This window comes from Pseudoalteromonas rubra (assembly GCF_000967655.1).
Lineage (GTDB): Bacteria > Pseudomonadota > Gammaproteobacteria > Enterobacterales > Alteromonadaceae > Pseudoalteromonas > Pseudoalteromonas rubra_A.
This window is the reverse complement of the sequence record NZ_JXYA01000053.1, coordinates 1-21,991: the sequence shown is the minus strand read 5'-3', so window position 1 is coordinate 21,991 and position 21,991 is coordinate 1. Positions and strand designations below refer to the sequence as shown.

Genomic DNA, 21,991 nt, shown 5'->3' with positions numbered 1-21,991 from the left:
TGCTTACAGCCACTCTACATGCGCTTACATTTTATGACACGCCTCAAACAGACTCTCACAAGGCGTCTGCATACACTTGTCGGCAAGTTAATCAAACGGAATGACAGCAATGAAATCTTTCTCTCTCCTCTCACTTGTTTTTGCAGTTTCAGCCTCTTTTGCAACTCAGGCTGCTCAGCAGGATGAACAACACCGTGTCGGCGCCCAACTCTTTGGCGGCAGTGCCTCATATAAAAGCTCAGATCAGGATGGTGATGGCGTAACGCATGTTTATGCTTACTATAACTATCAATATGATTCTACCTGGGCATTGGAAGCAGGTATCAACACAGGTATGGAAGCCGATGACTGGAAATGTAGGGACGACAACGACGATAAATTTACCTGTACTCGCAATGACAAAGCGCTATTTGAAATCGGTGCAAACGAGTTGGATTATGACAACCTGGTACTTGCGGTAAAAGGCCAGTACCAGCTCACCGACAATAACTACTTATACGGTAAGGTTGGCGCGCACTACTATGATTACGAAATTGGCTACAAAGGTAAAACTATGGCTGAAGAAGATGGTGTCAGCTTTTTAGCCGAAGCTGGCTGGCAGTACGACTGGGATAACGGCCTGTCTGTTAACGCAGCCATTCAATACATGGACATGGGTGACCTTGATGCCTCTAGCTTAGGTGTTGGTATCAGCTACCGCTTCTAAGATTAAGAAACGAAAAGCGCAGCCAGTGGCTGCGCTTTTCGCAAGTAGCACTAGCTCTTTAGCAATTGCTGCTGCAACAGATGTACCTCATCCCGAATAGCAGCCGCTTTTTCAAACTCTAACTCTCGGGCATATTGCATCATCTGCGTCTCAAGCTGTTTTATCTGCTCGGTCAGTTCAGTCACACTTTGATTCTGCTTAGCAGCCGATGGCTTTCTCGCAGCTTTCGATGTCGCTGCAGCCTGTTCAGCCGACACTTCCTCGCCCAGGTCCATCACATCAGTGATCTTCTTCACCAGAGCCTGCGGTTTCTGGCCGTGTTTCTCATTGTAGGCATGCTGAATAGCCCGGCGTCGCTCCGTTTCATCAATTGCCTTTCGCATGGATTTAGTGATCACATCACCATACAGAATGGCTTTACCATTGATGTGTCGGGCTGCCCGGCCAATGGTCTGGATCAATGAACGGGCCGAGCGTAAAAAGCCTTCCTTATCCGCATCCAAAATAGCAACCAAAGAGACTTCGGGCATATCGAGCCCTTCACGTAACAGGTTGATGCCGACCAACACGTCAAACACGCCTTTGCGCAGATCGCGGATAATTTCCACCCGTTCCACAGTATCAATATCCGAATGTAGATAGCGTACCCGGACATCATGATCATTGAGGTAATCGGTCAAGTCTTCCGCCATGCGTTTCGTCAGCGTGGTTACCAGCACCCGCTCCTGCAGCTCAACCCGGCGGTAGATTTCAGACAGCAAGTCGTCGACCTGCGTGGCAACGGGGCGCACTTCTAGCTCGGGATCAAGCAGCCCTGTCGGGCGAATAACCTGCTCAGCGACCTCGCCACTTGAGCGTTCTAGTTCATAGTCGCCTGGCGTAGCTGACACATAGATGGTTTGCGGCGCAATCGCTTCAAATTCTTCAAATTTCAAAGGCCGGTTGTCCATTGCAGACGGTAACCTGAAGCCGTATTCCACCAGGTTCTCTTTACGACTGCGGTCGCCCTTGTACATGGCGCCTATCTGCGACACGGTCACATGAGATTCATCTATGATCATCAATGCATCATCTGGCAAGTAATCCAGTAATGTTGGCGGCGGCTCACCCGGTGCACGGCCTGACAAATAACGGCTGTAGTTTTCAATGCCCGAGCAATAACCCAGCTCGGTCATCATTTCAATGTCGTATTGCGTGCGCTGCGCCACCCGCTGCTCTTCGACCAGGCGGTTGTCGGCCAGTAACTTGTTGCGGCGCTCTTTGAGTTCCTGCTTGATGTTTTCTATCGCGTCGAGAATTTTTTCGCGCGGCGTTACATAGTGAGTTTTGGGGTAAATGGTTGCACGCACTAAATGCTTTTCGACCGCGCCGGTCAGGGGATCAAACATACTGATGCGCTCGATTTCTTCATCGAACATTTCCACCCGGATAGCATAAGTATCCGATTCTGCCGGGAAGATATCGATCACTTCTCCCCTCACCCGATAAGTACCGCGACTAAAGTCCATATCATTGCGGGTATATTGCAGTTCAGCCAGGCGTCTGAGCATGGCCCGCTGCTCCATGGTTTCGCCCACTTTGAGCAACAACATCATTTTCATGTATGAGTCGGGGTCGCCCAAACCATAAATGGCAGATACAGACGCAACTATGATGGTATCCCGGCGTTCCAGCAAAGCTTTTGTCGCAGACAAACGCATCTGTTCAATATGCTCATTGATTGAGGCATCTTTTTCGATGAAGGTGTCGCTGGCAACCACATAGGCTTCGGGCTGATAATAGTCATAGTAAGAAACAAAATACTCCACCGCGTTATTGGGGAAAAACTCTTTCATCTCTCCGTATAACTGTGCGGCCAGCGTTTTATTGTGCGCCATAATAATGGTTGGCCGATTTAACGTATGAATAATATTGGCCATGGTAAAGGTTTTACCTGTACCGGTCGCGCCCAGTAAGGTCTGATGCGCCAGGCCGGCTTCCAGCCCATCGCACAATTGTGCGATAGCGGTGGGCTGATCGCCACTGGGTGAAAACTCGGATACCAGGTCAAAGACATCACTCATACCGTTTTCTCCTCTGATTGAGGTTGACTTACTTGCATCGCACCTAAAGTGCTCATAAACCATTTATACGCCAACATTGCCGTAAACAGGTTACCAATTGCGGCGCCAATAAACAGCCCATGAATGCCAGCAATGTGAGACCCCAGATAAGCACAAGGGACGTAAAACACAAACAAGCGCACAACGCTTAAAACCAAAGCCCGCATCGGCTTGTGTAACGCATTAAAGGATGAGTTGGTAAGAATGATCACCCCTTGCAAACCATAACTCAGTGGCAAGGTATAAATGAATAGCTTAATAATGTCGACCACCTGAGGTTCATCGCCAAATGCCACGCTGATCCAATGCGATGCCGCAATAAGCACAATATAGATACCGAACTGCCAGGCCATTACAAACTTCAGTGTCGTGCGGTATGCATCTTCAACGCGCTGATACTTCTGCGCACCGAAGTTTTGACTCACAAAAGGCGGTAAGGTCATAGACAATGCCAACACCACCAGGCTGGCAATCGATTCGATACGGCTGCCTACCCCAAACGCCGCCACAGCTTCAGCGCCATAGGTTGCAATAATCGCGGTCATCACCGCCATCGCGATTGGCGTAAGCATATTTGCCCCGGCAGCAGGTAAACCTATTTTTAATATTTTACTGGTCGCCTGACTAATGCTTTGCTGCGGACTTGATATCTGTAGTAAGCGCTTCTTTACTGCTAATAAGTATAGAATAAACACCACACCGACGCTCCAGGCAATGACACTGGCGATTGCCGCGCCTTTCACGCCCAACTCAGGAAACGGTCCATAGCCAAAAATAAGTAAGGGATCCAAAATGGCATTAATAAGCCCACCCAACCCCATGATCAGGCTTGGCGTTTTGGTGTCGCCGCTGGCTCTGAGGATAGAGTTACCTATCATTGGCATAATCAAAAAGACGGCACCTGCAAACCAGATAGAAATATAGTCATAAATATACGGCATGGTCTGTGGGCCGGCACCCAGCAAGGTAAAAATAGGTTCAATCAATGCGTAACCTGCAGCAGACAAGATAGCCACCATCAGCGCAGACACCAGCAAAGCGACAAACCCATCAAACTTTGCTTCTTCCATGTTATTGGCACCCAGTGCTTTTGCGATTACCGCCGACGTGCCGATACCAAGGCCTATTGCCAGGCTGATCACCGTAAAAGTAACAGGAAAGGTAAAACTCACCGCAGCCAGCGGCTCGGTACCAAGCAAGCTAATAAAGAAGGTATCGACTAAGTTAAAACTCATCAGCGTGATCATGCCAAAAATCATGGGCACGGTCATACGCCTGAGCGTAGCCGCTATAGACCCATTGAGAATATCACTGCCGGTATTTGATTGACGAACTGCGGACATAGTTTGTTTTACCTCATTTGGAAGCGAGTATTCTAAAGGATCACCCTCTGTGATGCACTTAATTAAACCGATGGCGTGTACATACCTGATACAAGATGCATAACATAGGTAGCGCATCATAGCGCTGTGCGATGATTTAGACTTACCAGCACTTTCTCGCCATACCACGTATCGCGCAAAACATACGCAAACTAAGCTTGTTGTGCTATCGAGGCTCTGGCACGGCGTTAAAAATTGTTTTATTGGGGTATTTCACGCCAACTCAAACATATTTAGGAAAAAGTCGGTTTTTTATCGTACTGCAAGCTGAGTCGGGTTACTTTTTGCACATTATTGGTGCTCATGCGAAATAAATTCGTCATATTGGTCATTTCTCCTCCCAGTATGGTGCAATTTTTATAACGCATTGATTTATAGCAACTAATTATTTTTCATCAAAATACTTGCATCGTCGCTATGCCCCGGAATATATGGCTTTGTAGCACTTTTTAAAGTTTAATAAACAATGTTATCCACAGATTCGGTGGATAACTTATCTCAGCCTTTAAAAATAAAGGCCTAGACTAAGATCCACACAAAGGATCTCGTTATTGGCGCCGATCCTTCACCCGCCAAGCAGGGATCAGACTGCAATTCACAGCCTGATCTTGTGTTGGTAGACCAATATTAGAATATTGCAAATTTGGGGTAACGGAGCCAAAAGCATGATAACCATTTGATAAAAAAGAAGTTGCCATATTAACTAACATATATATGCAATAAATCTGTATATATTGAGTAATTTTTGTGCAATAAATTCCAATTACACTGGATTGTTATTCGATCTTCACTGGGATCTTTCTCGGATCGCACAGCAGAATCATGATTGATCACAGAGAAAGTGCAAAAAAGCCACGCTTCGAACAAAAATAAGACATAAGCACTAAAAAATATACATTTCGTAACTTTTCCAGTTCTGCCACACACGCCGTCAGTCTAATGCCCAGCACCCCGAAGGGCTTTAAAGTCAGCTAAAAAAGGGGCAAATCGCGCATTAATTCAACGAACGAACCGCTTTTTTACAATTCAATGATTTTTATTGTTGACACCTTGCCAAGCGGTCATTAATATTTCGCCCCGTTGAGAGACATGCTTCCCCCTTAGCTCAGTTGGTTAGAGCGACGGACTGTTAATCCGCAGGTCCCCCGTTCGAGTCGGGGAGGGGGAGCCAATCTTTCAATGATAAACGATTCCCCCTTAGCTCAGTTGGTTAGAGCGACGGACTGTTAATCCGCAGGTCCCCCGTTCGAGTCGGGGAGGGGGAGCCACTTTTTTGGCTCATCGTTTTTACTCAAGAAGTTCCCCCTTAGCTCAGTTGGTTAGAGCGACGGACTGTTAATCCGCAGGTCCCCCGTTCGAGTCGGGGAGGGGGAGCCATTTTGAGTCATCTTATTTGTTCCCCCTTAGCTCAGTTGGTTAGAGCGACGGACTGTTAATCCGCAGGTCCCCCGTTCGAGTCGGGGAGGGGGAGCCAACTCTCTGCGCTTCATCAAACTTATCTAATCTCTCTTTATCTCACTTTGGCAATTGTTCGAATATATTAGACTTTTTATCATGAATGCTCTACCCTACAGGCATTCTAGGCGGCTATTTCACTCCTCAAAAAAGCTGCTCATGCAAGTCAGTCGACGAACGGAATTTAATCCCAATTTCAGGTAGATGAATAACAATGGCAGGTTTTAAAAAACTCATATTTCTCCAGCTCATTTCCTGGATTGTTTTTTCTGCGCTTGGTAGCTTCTTGGTCGCAAGCAGCTTTGATAATGCCGTCAGCAGAGCTCAACAAAATGCACAAAGCATGGTGAGTAACTACATTCAGGAAAAAACCATGGCGGATGTCACGCCCGAGCACATACGCTTATCTTTGGGCAGTGGCAATGTATTCTCCTCCTTTATAGTCCGCGATTTTGCCGGACAAACCGTACTGAATATTAACACCCAGAGCGAAATGCCGGTTTTGGCAGGCGTGATTGCCAATGCGATGAATTCGGTTCGGCCACAATTTGCGGTGAATAAAAGTAAAGACATTAAGATTGAGTTTCTGATCAATGTGCAGAGCCAGGCGCAATTGCTGCAACAAGCGATGATTTTTATGATCATCATTTCAGCATTGATGGCCTTTATACCCATCTTCTATATGAAGACCATTTATCGTAAGCTTAATCGTAATGTGAGTATGACCGTTGCCGATGCCGTTGACATCTACATTACTCAAAATCAGGTCTCAGAAAGCATAGATCAGGATTTTAATACCAATAAAGTCGCTGAGTTGGGCGCTGAACTGGCGCCCTCTTTCAACCGACTGGCACACTTTTTAAAGAGCAAGCAGGAAGACATTAAGTCAGCGGCTCAGTCTATTAAACAAGAAGCCTATAAAGATGTGGTGACCGGTCTTGGTAACCGCAATATGTTTGTTGAATATTACGAGCACCAAATTGAGTCGGCCAGCGACAAGAGTTTTGGTTCGCTGGCAATGATACGTTGCAGTGAGCTGCAAATGATCAACCAGACCCGGGGCTACCAAAAAGGCGACTTGTATATCAAAGGCATTGCAGACATCGTCAAACATGTCAGCGGTACTTACACAGGCAGCCAGGTATTCCGCCTTAATAGCTCAGACTTTGCCGTTATTTTACCGAATATCCCGTCCAAAGAAGCTGAACGCTTTGGCGAAACCTTGCAAGCCAGGTTTACTCAGTATCAGCAAAACCAGGAGCTGAGCTCAGTTGCCAATACCGGTATTGTGCCTTACGAATCGGGTAAGCCATTGGGCGAGTTGTTGTCGGTTGTGGATAACGCCATGAGTATGGCGCAAAGCAAACAAGCCAACGCCTGGCACCTGCAGCGCGAAACAGATCTGGTCAACAATGTCGGTGCCGGATTTGGTAATCAAAACTGGCGACGTGTTATCCGTGAAGTGATAGAAAGCCGCCGCGTGATGCTGATGATGCAGAACATCATGCCGATTGGCAAAAATGTCAAAGCCTACGCTGAAATACAGGCACGTTTTAAAACCGAAGACGGACAGATGCTGCCAACCGCCTCATTCCTGGCGATGGCCGAAAAACTGGAAATGGCGGTAGAAATCGACCAGCTTATTATCGACACCTCAATCGAGATGATTAAGTCGCGTAATTTCAATGAAAAATTCTTTGGTATCAATGTGACTGCATCCAGTGCCCACAGTGATCAGTTTGTTATCTGGCTTGAGCGTCGACTGCTAAAAGAAGCTAATCTGTCGTCTAAGCTTATCTTTGAAGTCAGCGAATTCGGCTTGCAGCAGAATATTAAAGCCAGTAAGCGCTTTATCGACATGGTGCATCGGGTTGGCGCCCGGATCACCGTGGAGCGCTTTGGTGTTGGACTCACCTCCTTCAAGTTCTTCCGCGACCTGAAACCCGATTTTATTAAGATGGATGCCAGCTACACTCGCGGCCTGGAAGAAGACAAAAACAACCAGTACTTTATGCGACTGATGGTCGACCTGGCGCACCGCATTGGGGTCAGTGTGTTTGCCGAAGGGGTCGAAAGCCAGGAAGAAAAGCACATTGTTGAAACCCTATGCCTGGACGGCGTGCAGGGTTATTACATCGAAAAACCAAAAGAAATTTAATACTCTGATGACAATAGGGCGAACCTGTCGCCCTATTGTCAACTTTACTAGCCATTTTTAACAAACTTTCCCCTCCCTCCCCTGGCTAAATACTGTGATCTCTGGCCCGAAATTGTTAGAATTCTCAGTCTATTCTGGTTCTCTGTAAATTCATTCACACTAAGGGGCAAGCATGACAGAGTATATTCTGTTGCTTATTGGCACAGTGCTGGTAAATAACTTTGTATTGGTGCAATTCCTCGGCTTGTGCCCATTTATGGGTGTCTCGGGTAAACTCGAAACCGCCATTGGTATGTCACTTGCAACAACCTTTGTTCTGACGCTGGCATCCGTGACCAGTTATCTGGTCAATCAGTATATTTTATTGCCCCTGGACCTCACCTTTTTACGTACCATGAGCTTTATTCTGGTGATTGCCGTTGTGGTGCAGTTTACAGAGATGGTGGTACGTAAAACCAGCCCCACCCTGTATCGCTTACTTGGGATCTTTTTGCCGCTTATCACTACTAACTGTGCGGTATTAGGGGTTGCGCTACTTAATATCAAAAATGACCACACTTTTATCGGTTCCGCTGTGTACGGCTTTGGTGCTGCGGTAGGTTTTTCATTAGTACTGGTCTTATTTGCCGCCCTGCGAGAGCGACTGGCCGTCGCAGATGTGCCTGCGCCGTTTAAGGGCGCTTCAATAGCCATGATCACAGCCGGTCTAATGTCACTGGCCTTTATGGGTTTTTCTGGATTGGTGAAGTTCTGAGATGACACTGTTTTATGCACTGATAGCCATCGGCGCACTGGCGCTGGTATTTGGCCTTATCCTCGGCTATGCAGCCGTTAAGTACCGGGTAGAAAGCAATCCGATTGTTGATCAGGTAGATGCCATTTTGCCACAAACACAATGTGGCCAATGTGGCTACCCTGGTTGTCGCCCTTATGCAGAAGCAATTGCCAACGGCGATGACGTTAATAAATGCCCGCCTGGTGGCGAGGCCACGGTGAAAAAGCTGGCCGACTTAATGGGCGTTGAAGCCAAACCTCTGGCTGGTGGCGAAGAAGCTGAACCCATCAAAAAGGTTGCCTACATACGCGAAGATGAGTGCATTGGTTGCACTAAGTGTATTCAGGCCTGCCCGGTAGACGCCATTGTTGGCGCAACCCGCCAGATGCATACAGTAATTGCCGATGAATGTACCGGCTGCGACCTGTGTGTCGACCCCTGCCCTGTCGATTGTATTGATATGATCCCGGTGGCACAAACCGTTCAAACCTGGAAGTGGCAAATTGACGCCATTCCCGTGAAACAAATCGACTAAGAGGTTTAAGTGGAAACTTTACTTGAACAAATTGAACACGGTAAATTGTGGCAGTTTCCCGGCGGCATCCATCCACCGGAGCAAAAATCTGTGTCAAATCAGGCGAGTATTGGTCGTATTCCCCTGCCCGACTATCTGGTGCTACCTCTGAAACAACACATAGGTGCCAATGGCCAGTTGCTGGTCAACAAAGGTGACTCTGTGCGTAAAGGGCAGCCACTTACCCGCCCCGGCGCAAACTGGTCACTGCCGGTACATGCACCAACGTCCGGCGTGATAAGCGACATTAAACCTATGCCTTCGGCGCACCCTTCTGCGTTGCCTGAGCTGAGCATAGTCCTGACGCCCGACGGTGAAGATAAGTGGTGCGAGCTGAACCCGGTTGCCGACTATACCCAGCTCGATAAACAAGCATTGATCGACATTATCCACCATGCAGGCATCGCAGGCATGGGTGGCGCCGGCTTCCCTACTTATGTCAAAGCCGACAGTGCCAAACATAAACCCGTCGAATTTTTGGTAGTCAACGGTGTTGAGTGTGAACCTTACATCACAGCCGATGACCTGCTGATGCGCGAACATGCCGAGCAAATTGTGCAAGGCATCGAAATTATGCAGCACCTGCTTAATCCACAATACGTTTTAGTGGGCATTGAAACCAATAAACCTGAAGCCATTCAGGCGATGACCGCCGCAGCGGCTCATAACGATAAGATCCTGGTCCGTGGCCTGCCCGTCAAGTACCCATCCGGTGGTGAGAAGCAGCTGATCCAGGTGCTCACCTCAAAAGAAGTGCCCAGCGGTGGGATCCCGGCAGACGTAGGTGTGCTGGTGCAAAATGTCGGCACTTTGTTTGCCGTCAGCGAAGCCATATGTAAAGGCAAGCCGCTGATTGAACGTGTTGTTACTGTGACCGGCAATACCATTCAGACGCCACAAAATGTCTGGGCGCTGCTTGGCAGTGAAATTAAGCACTTACTAACCTGCCAGGGCTTTGAACCTGTCGCCGAGCAGCGTGTTATCATGGGTGGTCCTATGATGGGTTTTACGCTGCCAACAGTTCGTATTCCGGTGGTTAAAACCACCAACTGTATTCTTGCGCCAGATAATCAGGAGCTGGCGGTTGCAGGCCCCGAACAGGCTTGTATTCGTTGTAGTGCCTGTGCTGATGCTTGTCCGCAAACCCTGCTGCCGCAACAGCTACAATGGTTTGCCAAAGGTAAAGAGTACGACAAACTGGAAGAGCACAACCTGTTCGACTGCATTGAATGTGGTGCCTGTGCCTATGTCTGTCCGAGTGAAATTCCACTGGTGCAGTACTACCGGGTTGCCAAAGCCGAGATCCGCGAACAGAAACTGGAAAAAGTGAAAGCGGAGCGTGCAAAGGAGCGGTTTGAGGCACGTAAAGAGCGCCTTGAGCGGGAGCAGGAAGAGCGGCAGAATCGCCATAAACGCTCAGCGCGCAGCAATACTCGCAGTACAGAGCAAAGCGATAAAGTCAGCGCCGCAATGGAACGCGTCAAGCAGAAAAAAGACAGCCAGTCTGCTGTACAAGCCGCAATTGAGCGGGCCAAAGCGAAAAAGTCGGCCGATGGCACGCTGGAGCCGGATAATTCAGAAGTGGCACTGGAGCGTGCTAAACGCAAAGAAAAAGCGCGTCAGTACAAAGCTGAAAAAGACGCACAAGCGACACCTGACATGCACGCAGGCGGAGAAGGCTCACGTAAAGATGCCGTTGCCGCTGCGATTGCCCGCGCTAAAGCCAAAAAAGCAGCGCAACAAGACGACGACACAGCGCAATCATCGAGTGATGCAGGTACCGAAGACCCTCGCAAAGCCGCTGTAGCTGCCGCGATTGCTCGCGCCAAAGCGAAAAAAGCGACGCAACAGGATGACGACACTGCGCAATCATCGAGTGATGCAGGTACAGAAGATCCTCGTAAAGCCGCTGTAGCCGCCGCGATCGCCCGTGCTAAAGCGAAAAAAGCGGCCAAAGACACTGAACAGCCAGATGAGGCGCAACCCGTAAAGACAGACGCTGAGCCGGTAGATCCCCGTAAAGCTGCCGTGGCCGCTGCGATTGCTCGTGCTAAAGCGAAGAAAGCTGCCAAAGAGGCCGAGCAGCCAGACGAGGCGCAACCCGCCGAGGCAAACGCTGAGCCGGAAGATACTCGTAAAGCTGCCGTGGCCGCTGCGATTGCTCGTGCTAAAGCGAAGAAAGCTGCCAAAGAGGCCGAGCAGCCAGACGAGGCACAACCTGTCGAGGCAGACGCTGAACCGGAAGATCCCCGCAAAGCCGCCGTGGCCGCTGCGATTGCCCGTGCTAAAGCGAAGAAAGCGGCCAAAGAGGCCGAGCAGCCAGACGAGGCACAACCTGTCGAGGCAGACGCTGAACCGGAAGATCCTCGCAAGGCCGCCGTAGCTGCTGCGATTGCCCGTGCAAAAGCGAAGAAAGCGGCCAAAGAGGCCAAAGAGGCCGAGCAACAAGCAGATACAGTAACGGACGAGGCAGATGCTGAACCGGAAGATCCCCGCAAAGCTGCCGTGGCCGCTGCAATTGCCCGTGCTAAGGCAAAGAAAGCAGCCAAAGAAGCCGAGCAGCAAGCGGATACAGTCACGGACGAGGCAGACGCCGAACCGGAAGATCCCCGTAAGGCTGCCGTGGCCGCTGCAATTGCCCGTGCTAAGGCGAAGAAAACCGCCAAAGAGGCCGAGCAGCAAGCGGATACAGAGCAGGCCAGCTCAGCACCTGAGCAAGAATCGCCCGCGAATGATGCGCCTCTGAGCGCCGAAGAAAAACGTCAGGCGGCGATTAAAGCCGCTGTGGCGCGCGCAAAAGCTAAAAAGCAGGCCGCCGCCAAAGACCAAGAAGGAAATGATCTGTCATGAAATTAACCATGGCTTCATCGCCCCACAATCACAGCCATAAAACACTCAGCCGCCTGATGCTGACGGTCATCGCCGCCTGTATCCCCGGCATCCTGGTGCAGAGTTACTTTTTTGGTCCAGGCACCTTGTTCCAGCTGGTACTGGCATTGCTGACAGTCAGCCTCAGCGAAGCTGCTATGATGAAACTGCGTGGCCGACCTGTGTGGCCAACGCTCAGTGATGGCAGTGCCTGGCTAACCGCCGTGTTGCTTGCTGTGAGTATTCCGCCACTGGCGCCTTGGTGGGTCACTGTAATTGGTTGTGTATTTGCCATTGTCATCGTCAAACAATTATATGGCGGCCTGGGTTTTAACCTGTTCAACCCGGCTATGGCCGCTTATGTGTTGCTGCTTATCTCTTTCCCGGTGCAAATGACCAGCTGGACACCCATCATGGAGATACAAGCAACACCGCTGTCCGCTTTGGACCAGCTGGCACTGATTTTTACTGAACAAACCCTGTCGGGCGCTCCACTGGCGGAAGCCCGCCAGGTGATTGATGGCACCACCTCTGCCACACCACTGGATCATGTCAAAACAGCCGTATCTCAGAATCTGACTGTCTCGGAAGCCACTAATAGTATCGCGTTTGGAGAATATGCCGGACAAGGCTGGCAATGGGTTAACCTGGCTTACTTGCTGGGCGGTTTATACCTGCTAAAAACCAAGGTCATTAACTGGCACATCCCGGTAGCATTTATCGTGACGCTGGCGGTGTGCAGTGGCTTAGGTTACGCGCTGTCGCCGGCCACACAGGCAGGTACGCTGTTCCACCTGCTCAGCGGTGCCACTATGCTGGGGGCATTTTTCATTGCCACCGATCCTGTGTCGGCCAGTACCACCAATCGCGGCCGCTTAATCTACGGCGCGCTGATCGGTCTGCTGGTTTATCTGATCCGTCATTTTGGCGGTTACCCGGACGCCGTCGCCTTTGCTGTGCTGATCATGAACATGGCGGTGCCTTTGATTGATTATTATACGCAACCTCGTACTTACGGGCATGGAGCAAGCTCATGATCCTGTCATCAATGAAAAAGAATGGCCTGATCCTGACCGCCTTTGCACTGGCCACCACCGGCAGTGTGGCATTGGTACAAAGCTTTACCGCGCCAGAAATCGCCAAGCAGGAGCAACGTCACCTGATGCGCATACTGACTCAGGTGATTCCCCAGGCGCAATACGATAACGAACTTTATCTGGATTGTGCCATCAGCAATGCGCCTGAGCTGGGCCCGAATGGCCCGCATATTATCTATCGAGCTCGCTTGCAGGGTGAGCCGGTCGCCTTGCTGGTACAGCATATTACGCCGCGCGGCTATAGCGGCAATATCGACATTCTGAGCGCCGTCTATCCCACAGGTGAAATTGCTGGTGTGCGCGTCACCCGCCATGAGGAAACCCCGGGGCTTGGCGACAAAGTTGAGCTGGCCAAATCGGACTGGATCACCACCTTTGCCGGAACCAGGGTTACGCAAGCCAAAGACCCGGCCTTTAATGTGCAAAAAGACGGTGGCCAGTTTGACCAGTTTACCGGCGCAACAATTACGCCTCGCGCCGTTGTGCAGAGCGTAAATGCCGCCGCCTGGTACGCTCGCAGCAATTTTGACGCGCTGTTCGCAGCGCCAAACCACTGCCAGGAGGCCACCAATGAGTGAATTTAAACAACTCGCCCATGAGGGCATGTGGAAAAACAACCCGGCACTGGTACAGCTGCTGGGTCTGTGTCCGTTGCTGGCCGTTACCAGCACTATCACCAATGCGTTAGGTCTGGGACTGGCCACTTTACTGGTACTGGTTGGCTCCAATGTCACCGTTTCCATCGTACGAAACTGGGTCCCCAAAGACATCCGGATCCCGGTGTTTGTGATGATCATCGCCGCCTTTGTAACCATAGTGCAGCTGTTGATGAACGCCTACACTTTTGGTCTGTACCAGTCGCTTGGGATCTTTATTCCGCTGATTGTGACCAACTGTGCCATCATAGGCCGGGCTGAAGCCTATGCCTCAAAAAATACGCCCCTGTTGTCTGCGTGGGACGGTATCATGATGGGGCTGGGGTTTGGTGCTGTATTGGTATTACTGGGTGCCATGCGCGAGCTGATTGGTCAGGGCACGCTGTTTGATGGTGCTAACCTGTTACTGGGTGACTGGGCAACCGCACTGCGCATCGAAGTCATAGAATTCGACAGCCAGTTTCTGGTAGCCATTTTACCACCGGGTGCCTTTTTAGGATTGGGGTTGATCATCGCTGCCAAAAACTATATTGATGCACGTAAAGAAGCCCAGGCTGAGCCTGTCGCCAGTCCGGAAAAAGCCCCCCGAGCTCGGGTCACCAGCTTAGATTAATGCGCAGCGGGAGAGCCGTCACTCTCCCGCCAGGTTCAGATAAGATCAACAGCAAGTAAGTCAGTACTATGAATAAAGCAAAACGACTCGAAATTCTCACCCGTCTGCGGGATGACAACCCCAACCCGGAGACTGAACTGGAATATACCTCACCGTTTGAGCTGCTGGTCGCCGTTACTTTATCAGCCCAGGCCACAGACGTGAGCGTCAATAAAGCCACCCGTAAGCTGTTTCCGGTTGCCAATACCCCGCAGGCCATTATCGAGCTGGGCGTGGATGGCCTCAGGGACTACATCAAAACCATTGGCTTATTTAACTCCAAAGCCAACAACGTCTACAAAATGTGCCACATTTTGATGGAGCAGCATGGCGGCGAAGTGCCGGAGAATCGCGAAGCGCTCGAAGCCCTGCCCGGCGTGGGCCGCAAGACTGCCAACGTGGTGCTCAATTGTGCCTTCGGCTGGCCCACTATCGCTGTCGATACCCATATTTTCCGCGTATCAAACCGCACCAAATTTGCCATGGGCAAAGACGTCGTCGCAGTAGAAGAAAAACTCGAAAAGGTAGTCCCCAAAGAGTTCAAAGTGGATGTCCATCACTGGCTGATTTTGCTGGGCCGCTACACCTGTGTGGCCAGAAAGCCCAAGTGTGGCAGCTGTATTATTGAAGACTTGTGTGAGTTCAAAGAAAAAACCTCTGGCTAACCTATCGCGCCAATAAGACCATGGCTGTTCAGTAATAAACAGCATATTCATTGTCTTATTGGCATGCTAAGCTCATCCCATTAAGTAATGGATTTCTTAAACTCTGATGACGCTACCACAACTGTTCACGGCCCTGGTGCCGATCCTCAGCGTATTTATCCTGCTGGTTCTGCTCAGGCTACCCGCCAAGCAGGCCATGCCATTTAGCCTGCTCGTGACCTCCTTATCGGCTTATTTTATCTGGCAGGTGCCTTTAGCGCATATCACCGCCGCCACACTGGAAGGGCTGGTCATCGCCCTGACCATAGTGTGGATTGTTTTCGGCGCGATTTTTTTACTGAAAGTGCTACAGCAAACCGGCGCTATCCACACCATTAAACACGGCTTTGCCGGGATAAGCCCCGACAAACGGGTGCAGCTGATCATCATTGCCTGGTTATTTGGCAGTTTTCTGGAGGGGGCTGCCGGGTTTGGCACGCCTGCCGCTATTGCTGCGCCTTTGCTGGTTGCGCTGGGCTTTACGCCGCTGAGCGCTGTGGTGCTGGCACTGGTGGCCGACTCCAGTGCGGTCTCATTTGGTGCTGTTGGCACACCGGCGATTGTCGGGATTGGTCAGGGTGCGGCGAATATAAATTACGCCGAGGTGAAACACATTGCCTTAACCGCCATTGGTATTGATATTATTGCCGCCGCTCTGCTGCCTCTGATTATGGTTGTGCTGTATTGCCGCTTTTTCAGCGACTCACCCAGCTGGCGCGCCGGGTTCGTGATGGCGCCTTTTGCCGTTTTCAGTGCACTGGCTTTTACCCTGCCCGCCTATAGCGTCGCCTGGTTGCTGGGGCCGGAGTTTCCCTCTGTCCTGGGCGCGATGGCAGGATTGGCCATCGTCTGCCCTTTAGCACGTAAAGGGTTCTTATTGCCTAAACCCGAAGCCTCAACAGCACCTCAAGCAGAAGAGTCGCACGTCCCCTCACTGAGCTTACTCAGAGCCTGGTTACCATACGTCTTGGTTGCAACACTCCTGGTGCTGACCCGGATCCCCGCACTGCCTTTTAAGGCCATGCTGCAAAGCGTGAACTTTGAATGGGAGCAGATCCTGGGGTCGGCCATTTCTGTGAATGTGATGCCCCTGTACCTGCCTGGCAGTGTGTTTGTTGTGACCGCACTCATTGCACTTTGGCTGCAAAATGGCAAACCAGCGCAGCTGCGCGTAGCCCTGAGCAATAGTATCAGTATGTTATTCCCCTCTTTGATTGCGCTGAGTGCAGCGGTGCCTATGGTGCGTATCTTTCTTCACTCTGACGTTAATAACGCCGCCCTCCCAGCTATGCCCATGGCACTGGCCGAAACGGTTGCCATACATTTGAGTGATCTGTGGTTATTTATCGCGCCCTTAGTGGGCGCGTTGGGGGCATTTATCGCAGGGTCGGCGACCTTTTCTAACCTGATGTTTGCCAGCTTTCAGCAAGCATTAGCGGCAGAAGCGGGGCTTGAGATGCAGCTAGTACTGGCCTTGCAGATGCTCGGCGCGAATGGCGGCAACATGATTGCGGTGGTGAATGTGGTTGCCGCCGCCAGTGTTGTCGGCCTGCATGGCAAAGAGGGTGATATTATTCGCTACACACTGGTTCCCATGCTCTATTACTGCCTGGCGGCCAGCCTGATTGCCTGGCTGCTGTTTGTTTAGTGCGCCCAGGAAGGAAAAGGGTCCGGCAGTGTTTTCCACGCTTGCTGGCCTTTTAGGACTTCCTCTTCGCTGAGCAAACAGGCGTTCAGGCGACGGATAATCTCGGCTTTGTCCAGGCCCTGACCAATAAACACTAACTCCTGGCGCATGTCACCAAAAGGCTCAACCCAGTGCTCTTCAATGGCGGCAATATACTCCGGGTCTTCTGGCCACTGCTCCTGTGGTACAGCTTTCCAAAATAGTCCCGCTGCACCATGCCTTGCGATACCGCCAGCCTGACTCCAGCTGCCAGCAATTTGAGGCCTGGTTGCCAGCCAGAAAAACCCTTTTGAGCGGATAAGCTTGCCGGCCAGTTCATCACTGTGTAAAAAGTCATAGAACTTTTGCGGGTGAAAGGGCCTTCTGGCACAAAAGGTAAAACTGCTGATGCCAAATTCCTCCGTTTCCGGAATGTGCTCGCCCCGCAGCTCTTTGAGCCAGCCCGGCGCCTGCTGAGCTTTTTCAAAACTGAACTTTTTGGTATTTAACACCTGCGCCAGGGGCACCTTGCCATGTGCCATAGGGATTTGCTCAGCGTCTGTATTGAGTGTGCGCAGAATACTTTGCAAACGTTTAAGCTCGGTATCTGAGATAAGATCTGTTTTGCTGATCAACAGCACATCGGCAAACTCGACCTGCTCAACCAGTAAATCTGCCACACTACGCTCATCTTCTTCACCGAGGCTTTCCCCAACGTCCTGCAATGCCTCTGCCTGGTCGTAATCTTTCAGAAAGTTCACCGCATCTACTACGGTGACCATAGTATCCAGTGTGGCGATGTCAGATAAGCTTACTCCTTGCTCATCCGCAAAGGTAAAGGTTTCGGCCACGGGCAGTGGTTCCGAAATGCCGGTCGACTCAATCACCAGGTAGTCATATTTGCCCGATTTAGCCAGCCGATTAACCTCTTCCAGCAGGTCTTCTCTGAGTGTGCAACAGATACAGCCATTGCTCATTTCAACCAGCTTTTCTTCAGCCCGGTTGAGACTGACTTCATTTTGCACCGTCGCAGCGTCAATGTTGATTTCACTCATATCATTGACGATGACAGCCACTTTTAGCCCCTCACGGTTGCTCAGAATATGGTTCAGCACCGTGGTTTTTCCTGCCCCTAAAAAACCGGACAACACGGTCACGGGCAGTAAATTTGATGTATTTAACTTAGCCATTGCTTGATTACCTTACACAGTTTTTGACGGTAGTGTGTGTGGGTTCAGGTTTTGTCAGACATGCCTTTCTTTGACGTACATGTGCTCTTTGAGTTCGGAGCACAGCTTTACATCAGCGCACAGCTCTGCTGTAGGCCTTGCCAATAGACGGGCAATGCCAATAGGCTCCCCCGTTTCCAGACAATAGCCATATTCATTGAGCCGAATACGCTCCAGTGCCTGCTGGATTTTGGGTAACAGCTTCTGCTCGCGATCAACAATGCGCATCAGGATCAGGCATTGCTCTTCCCACGATGCTCTGTCGCTCAAATCGACCAATTCGGGTGGGTTCATTATTTGCGCTTTGGTATCACGGATACGTGCTCTGGTTGAATCGTGTAGCTCCACCAAACGTTGTCTGAAAAATGCCTGTTGCGCGGCATTCATGTAGTCGGATTCGGGCGCAGCCAGCATTTGCTCAACGCTGAGCGTGGCCGAAGTAGGATCAGGTGCTTGCATATCAGATGCCTTGTCTGAACAATTGAACTTAACCAATGTTATATTATAACAACACCAGATTTAAAAGGATCACCTGATTAAATTTATTTCTGTGCACTCTTATGGCAGCCTTGAAAGCTTACGCCCCCTTTTATTAAAAAAGCGCTAAGGTGCCGGCTCAATGATTATTTAACTTATCTGCCAGTACCATATGATAATTAAGCAGCGTAATTTTTGCCTGTACTACCGCAGACTCATCTGCCTGAAACTGTTCAAGCAGACGCTTTAGTTGTGCCTGATCCGCGCTCATTGTTGCCAGAGACTCCAAGGCACTCAGGCGTACCAGTTCACTCTCGCTGTGCCGGGCTGTAGCGACAATATCCTGCATCTGGCTGAGCGGCTCTGTACCTGGTTCAAACTGCTCGACGCTTTGAGCCAGCAGGTGGATGGCAAAACTCTGAGACAGCGCACCTTTGTGCTCAGCCTGTGTCAGTAAACCAGTAAAAAACTGCACGGAGGCAATCTGTGGCATGGTTTCCAGATAATGCTCTACCTCATCAAACTGAGCATACACATCGCCCTGTGAAGCACGCAGGTTTGTCAGCAGATGCTGTTCAATCAGTCTGGTAATATCCTGATTTTCATAACTAGCCAGATCCGGGTAAATACCGCTGTCTAGCCCTATATCCTGCGCTATTGATAGTAGCCTGGCCTTGTTTTCGTCATTGTTTGCAGGTTCATCATTGAGCTCCGGGGGTGCAGGCGAAGCGCTGGTGTACAGCCGTTTTTCTGGGGCAGGTTGTGCTGTGTTTAATGGCAGTGAGCGTTCCTCTGCCTGAGGTGTAGGTATAGTGTCGAGGCTTTCAATGTCGCCTACTGGAGTATAGTGCTGGGGTACTTCTTTATGCAGTAGCACGGCGGCCACAAGAAAGCCGAGCATAAAGCACAACACGTTGATCATCAGGTATTTTGCTTTCATCGTTCAATCCCGGCTGTAAAGCTAAGGCTGACCTTATTGCGCCAGCCCCAGGTGGCGCTTAGTGAATATCGAAGCGTACGCCCTGACAACCATTGTTATGATAGGCTGTGCCCGCACTCTTGATTGACCAGAATACCTCTCCGCGCGTTGAATTAGCATTGGTTGGGGTGAAGGTACGCTTACAGGTTTTGGTTTTTTTATTGTCCCAGACCGGCTTGCCCTGCTTCAATTTTACGAAGGTATAATCCAGTTCCATTTTATATTCTTCGTTGATATTGGCGCTCAGGTCAGGATAGAAACCGTGACCATATCCTGATGTTAGGTTTTGTTTTCTTTTTTCACGAAATACGACGGTGTTGTCGCTCAAACGCTTGATCTTTAACTCAACCGTGGTGACGGTATAACCACCGCGGTTGCAATAGAAAATCATGGACTGGTTGCCGCGAGTGGTGTTAGCCCAGTTGTAAGGTGCCACGTCTCGCCAGATCTCGCAGTCTTGCTTTTTGCCAGAGAAATAACCGCCATCAACGCCGGCAACACTGATCTGTGTGTTAGCCAATGTCAAAACCAGTGCTGCAGCACCTGTTTTTAAAGTTTTCTGTAAATTACTCATTCGTATCCCTTTGTGTGATTTTTATATACATATTCGGGTTAAAAGCGGCGATTTTGCCACATAAATTACCCAAGCGAAATCATACCAGCAAGGAATTTTCTATTCACATATTTTTGACATTTTTCTTAACGGCTAAGCCTGAGGAGGAATTGATCAACCAGTGCAGCCTGATCTGCCAGCGCCAGCTCTGTGTTTCGCATTGCTGCGGTAGTGTTGTCTGCGCTTTGCATGGATGCATTCGCCAGCCCTGAAATACTGACCGCTTTGTCGTTGATCTCATTACTGGCACCCGACATTTGATCAGTCGCAGTGGCGATTTCGTAGTTCAACGCAGAAATATCTTTGACCATGTGCTCTATCGATGCCAGATTTTCTTTGGTTTGTTCCGCCTGCACCACACACTGAGTGGATTTATCGACTCCGTTTTGAATGGCTTCTACCGCACGCTCAGCGCGCTGTTTAAGCCCTGCAACTATGTCATCAATCTCTCTGGTCGAGTCCTGAGTGCGTTGTGCCAGGGCTCTAACTTCATCGGCCACCACTGCAAACCCCCTGCCCTGTTCACCGGCCCTGGCTGCTTCTATCGCCGCATTCAACGCCAGCAAATTGGTCTGCTCAGAAATGTCCCGGATCACATCAACAACGCCGCCAATATGCACCGTTTGTTCATTCAGCTCGGCAATATCGCGCTGAGTTCGGCTCAACTCTTCACATAAAGTGTGATTGGTCTGCATACTTGCTTGCACGACTGAATTTGAATCCAGCACCGAGCGCAGTGCCCCTTCAGAGCGGTTCGCTGCATCGCTGGTATTGCCGGCAATATCCGTAATCGCTGCGGTCATTTCATTCATGGCCGTAGCCAAAGACGCTGTCTGGCTCTGTTGCTCCTGCAATAACTCAGTATTACTGTGGCATTCAGACACCGTTTCCTGGGCGTGCTGATCGACCAGTTGACTGGCATCCTGAACCCTGCCAAGTACGGCGCGTAATTCAGACCCCCGAGCCAGCAGCGCCAGTTCAATGGCTGCGACATCATTGACTTTATTAAGGTAAATTTTTTGCATCAGCGGGTTGTCATAGACTTGCTTGGCTTTTTCACTCAACCGGCGCACCGGGGATAATCGCTGATATGTCAGTGCAAGTACGCCTGCTAGCAGCAATGTCTCCAGAATATAGTTCCATGGCGCAGGCAAACTGGTAAATACCATGCTCAAAATATACGACACCACCAGGATCAACATCATCTGCGCAGACAAAGACAAAGACGAGCGGGTCAATTTAGCTGGTGCAACGCCCTTATCGAGCTGCTGATAAATGTTTTCAGCCCGTTTTACAACATCTCGTTCTGGCTTGGTTCTGACCGACTGGTACTCGGCAGTCTGACCCTGCTTGTCTTTGATTGGCGTGACGTAGGCGTTAACCCAGTAATGATCACCATTTTTGCAGCGATTTTTGACTATGCCCATCCAGGGCTTACCGGAGCCAATGAACTGCCAGAGATCTTTGAAGGCGGCTTTGGGCATGGTTGGATGACGCACCAGGTTATGTGGTTGGCCTTCTAGTTCGTCCAACTCAAAGCCTGCGACATCACAAAAGCTTTGATTTGCATACGTGATCCGCCCTTTAGTATCTGTCGTAGACAGCAGGTTATAAGAGACCGGATAATCATTCTCTTTATCCGTATAATCGGTACGATTTTTGGCCATGACACTCACCTAAAAAACGCGATACTAACCCATTTTTCGTAGTTGAGCTTGTTAATAAAGCCTTAACCTTGTTTTAAATCAAATAATTTAAGTAAATGAAATATATGAAAAAATTCATTTAACTGTAGAAATTTAGGATTGATAAATATGAACAGGATCCGAAAAATATAGCAAGGGAGTGTTATCGAATGAAATGGTACTGCTGAGAAGAGTGGCGTCCCCTAGGGGATT

General features: G+C 50.0%; 17 protein-coding genes and 4 tRNA genes. 14 read left to right on the top strand and 7 right to left on the bottom strand.

All coding sequences use genetic code 11. The features are described from left to right. The first annotated feature begins 109 nt into the window (after positions 1 to 109). Positions 110 to 706 carry a porin family protein gene (locus TW77_RS19830; protein WP_046006707.1) on the top strand — a complete coding sequence of 199 codons (597 nt, stop codon included), beginning with the start codon at positions 110 to 112 and terminating at the stop codon, positions 704 to 706. Between the two features lie 50 nt (positions 707 to 756). Here the strand turns inward: TW77_RS19830 and uvrB are convergent, their stop codons facing one another. Next, a complete protein-coding gene (gene uvrB / locus TW77_RS19825; RefSeq protein ID WP_046006706.1) occupies positions 757 to 2,769 on the bottom strand; it encodes an excinuclease ABC subunit UvrB in 2,013 nt (670 codons plus the stop codon). Next, positions 2,766 to 4,151 carry an MATE family efflux transporter gene (locus tag TW77_RS19820; protein WP_046006705.1) on the bottom strand — a complete coding sequence of 462 codons (1,386 nt, stop codon included), beginning with the start codon at positions 4,149 to 4,151 and terminating at the stop codon, positions 2,766 to 2,768. The genes uvrB and TW77_RS19820 overlap by 4 nt, the downstream gene beginning before the upstream one ends. Before the next feature lie 1,133 nt (positions 4,152 to 5,284). On the opposite strand from TW77_RS19820, the gene TW77_RS19815 reads away from it, so the two are divergent. The 13 genes from TW77_RS19815 to TW77_RS19755 all read left to right on the top strand — a co-directional run bounded on the left by TW77_RS19815 (position 5,285) and on the right by TW77_RS19755 (position 16,777). Then, a tRNA-Asn gene (locus tag TW77_RS19815) sits at positions 5,285 to 5,361 on the top strand. Positions 5,362 to 5,381: 20 nt separating this feature from the next. Beyond that, a tRNA-Asn gene (locus tag TW77_RS19810) sits at positions 5,382 to 5,458 on the top strand. A gap of 32 nt (positions 5,459 to 5,490) precedes the next feature. Further along, a tRNA-Asn gene (locus TW77_RS19805) sits at positions 5,491 to 5,567 on the top strand. A gap of 20 nt (positions 5,568 to 5,587) precedes the next feature. Then, positions 5,588 to 5,664: transfer RNA gene (locus tag TW77_RS19800), tRNA-Asn, on the top strand. A gap of 195 nt (positions 5,665 to 5,859) precedes the next feature. Further along, positions 5,860 to 7,803: an EAL domain-containing protein gene (locus TW77_RS19795; RefSeq protein WP_046006704.1), complete on the top strand. Its 1,944-nt coding sequence runs from the start codon at positions 5,860 to 5,862 to the stop codon at positions 7,801 to 7,803. A 172-nt stretch (positions 7,804 to 7,975) separates the two neighbouring features. Further along, positions 7,976 to 8,557: an electron transport complex subunit RsxA gene (gene rsxA, locus TW77_RS19790; RefSeq protein WP_010386487.1), complete on the top strand. Its 582-nt coding sequence runs from the start codon at positions 7,976 to 7,978 to the stop codon at positions 8,555 to 8,557. Position 8,558: 1 nt separating this feature from the next. After that, entirely contained in the window at positions 8,559 to 9,113 is a 555-nt protein-coding gene (rsxB, locus tag TW77_RS19785) for an electron transport complex subunit RsxB (RefSeq protein ID WP_046006703.1), read from the top strand. Between the two features lie 9 nt (positions 9,114 to 9,122). After that, positions 9,123 to 12,002, top strand: coding sequence for an electron transport complex subunit RsxC (rsxC, locus tag TW77_RS19780; protein ID WP_046006702.1), 2,880 nt, complete (start codon positions 9,123 to 9,125; stop codon positions 12,000 to 12,002). Continuing rightward, on the top strand, positions 11,999 to 13,057 hold the full coding sequence (gene rsxD, locus TW77_RS19775) for an electron transport complex subunit RsxD (protein ID WP_046006701.1): 1,059 nt from the start codon (positions 11,999 to 12,001) through the stop codon (positions 13,055 to 13,057). Before rsxC ends, rsxD begins: the two co-directional genes overlap by 4 nt. Beyond that, a complete protein-coding gene (rsxG, locus tag TW77_RS19770; RefSeq protein ID WP_046006700.1) occupies positions 13,054 to 13,695 on the top strand; it encodes an electron transport complex subunit RsxG in 642 nt (213 codons plus the stop codon). Before rsxD ends, rsxG begins: the two co-directional genes overlap by 4 nt. Continuing rightward, complete coding sequence (locus tag TW77_RS19765) at positions 13,688 to 14,386, top strand: electron transport complex subunit E (protein WP_046006699.1); 699 nt, start codon at positions 13,688 to 13,690, stop codon at positions 14,384 to 14,386. Before rsxG ends, TW77_RS19765 begins: the two co-directional genes overlap by 8 nt. A gap of 68 nt (positions 14,387 to 14,454) precedes the next feature. After that, a complete protein-coding gene (nth, locus tag TW77_RS19760) occupies positions 14,455 to 15,090 on the top strand; it encodes an endonuclease III (RefSeq protein WP_046006698.1) in 636 nt (211 codons plus the stop codon). A 106-nt stretch (positions 15,091 to 15,196) separates the two neighbouring features. Further along, positions 15,197 to 16,777 carry an L-lactate permease gene (locus tag TW77_RS19755; RefSeq protein WP_046006697.1) on the top strand — a complete coding sequence of 527 codons (1,581 nt, stop codon included), beginning with the start codon at positions 15,197 to 15,199 and terminating at the stop codon, positions 16,775 to 16,777. Here the strand turns inward: TW77_RS19755 and zigA are convergent. From zigA to TW77_RS19730, 5 genes are all read right to left on the bottom strand, one after another. Then, positions 16,774 to 17,985: a zinc metallochaperone GTPase ZigA gene (gene zigA / locus TW77_RS19750; protein WP_046006696.1), complete on the bottom strand. Its 1,212-nt coding sequence runs from the start codon at positions 17,983 to 17,985 to the stop codon at positions 16,774 to 16,776. The two genes, TW77_RS19755 and zigA, sit on opposite strands and share 4 nt — an antisense overlap. Positions 17,986 to 18,039: 54 nt before the next feature. Next, on the bottom strand, positions 18,040 to 18,483 hold the full coding sequence (locus TW77_RS19745) for a TraR/DksA C4-type zinc finger protein (protein WP_046006695.1): 444 nt from the start codon (positions 18,481 to 18,483) through the stop codon (positions 18,040 to 18,042). A gap of 157 nt (positions 18,484 to 18,640) precedes the next feature. Further along, positions 18,641 to 19,441: a hypothetical protein gene (locus TW77_RS19740; protein WP_046006694.1), complete on the bottom strand. Its 801-nt coding sequence runs from the start codon at positions 19,439 to 19,441 to the stop codon at positions 18,641 to 18,643. A 58-nt stretch (positions 19,442 to 19,499) separates the two neighbouring features. Continuing rightward, the gene (locus TW77_RS19735; RefSeq protein ID WP_046006693.1) at positions 19,500 to 20,054 is read right to left on the bottom strand and encodes a hypothetical protein; all 555 of its coding nucleotides are present in this window, start codon (positions 20,052 to 20,054) and stop codon (positions 19,500 to 19,502) included. Positions 20,055 to 20,179: 125 nt separating this feature from the next. Beyond that, entirely contained in the window at positions 20,180 to 21,760 is a 1,581-nt protein-coding gene (locus TW77_RS19730; protein ID WP_046006692.1) for a methyl-accepting chemotaxis protein, read from the bottom strand. Positions 21,761 to 21,991 lie beyond the last annotated feature (231 nt).

Excerpts from the sequence above, each read along its gene's own strand:
- TW77_RS19830 (WP_046006707.1), top strand. The coding sequence starts at position 110 with ATGAAATCTTTCTCTCTCCTCTCACTTGTTTTTGCAGTTTCAGCCTCT.
- uvrB (WP_046006706.1), bottom strand. The coding sequence starts at position 2,769 with ATGAGTGATGTCTTTGACCTGGTATCCGAGTTTTCACCCAGTGGCGAT.
- TW77_RS19820 (WP_046006705.1), bottom strand. The coding sequence starts at position 4,151 with ATGTCCGCAGTTCGTCAATCAAATACCGGCAGTGATATTCTCAATGGG.
- TW77_RS19795 (WP_046006704.1), top strand. The coding sequence starts at position 5,860 with ATGGCAGGTTTTAAAAAACTCATATTTCTCCAGCTCATTTCCTGGATT.
- rsxA (WP_010386487.1), top strand. The coding sequence starts at position 7,976 with ATGACAGAGTATATTCTGTTGCTTATTGGCACAGTGCTGGTAAATAAC.
- rsxB (WP_046006703.1), top strand. The coding sequence starts at position 8,559 with ATGACACTGTTTTATGCACTGATAGCCATCGGCGCACTGGCGCTGGTA.
- rsxD (WP_046006701.1), top strand. The coding sequence starts at position 11,999 with ATGAAATTAACCATGGCTTCATCGCCCCACAATCACAGCCATAAAACA.
- rsxG (WP_046006700.1), top strand. The coding sequence starts at position 13,054 with ATGATCCTGTCATCAATGAAAAAGAATGGCCTGATCCTGACCGCCTTT.
- TW77_RS19765 (WP_046006699.1), top strand. The coding sequence starts at position 13,688 with ATGAGTGAATTTAAACAACTCGCCCATGAGGGCATGTGGAAAAACAAC.
- nth (WP_046006698.1), top strand. The coding sequence starts at position 14,455 with ATGAATAAAGCAAAACGACTCGAAATTCTCACCCGTCTGCGGGATGAC.
- TW77_RS19755 (WP_046006697.1), top strand. The coding sequence starts at position 15,197 with ATGACGCTACCACAACTGTTCACGGCCCTGGTGCCGATCCTCAGCGTA.
- zigA (WP_046006696.1), bottom strand. The coding sequence starts at position 17,985 with ATGGCTAAGTTAAATACATCAAATTTACTGCCCGTGACCGTGTTGTCC.
- TW77_RS19745 (WP_046006695.1), bottom strand. The coding sequence starts at position 18,483 with ATGCAAGCACCTGATCCTACTTCGGCCACGCTCAGCGTTGAGCAAATG.
- TW77_RS19740 (WP_046006694.1), bottom strand. The coding sequence starts at position 19,441 with ATGAAAGCAAAATACCTGATGATCAACGTGTTGTGCTTTATGCTCGGC.
- TW77_RS19735 (WP_046006693.1), bottom strand. The coding sequence starts at position 20,054 with ATGAGTAATTTACAGAAAACTTTAAAAACAGGTGCTGCAGCACTGGTT.
- TW77_RS19730 (WP_046006692.1), bottom strand. The coding sequence starts at position 21,760 with ATGGCCAAAAATCGTACCGATTATACGGATAAAGAGAATGATTATCCG.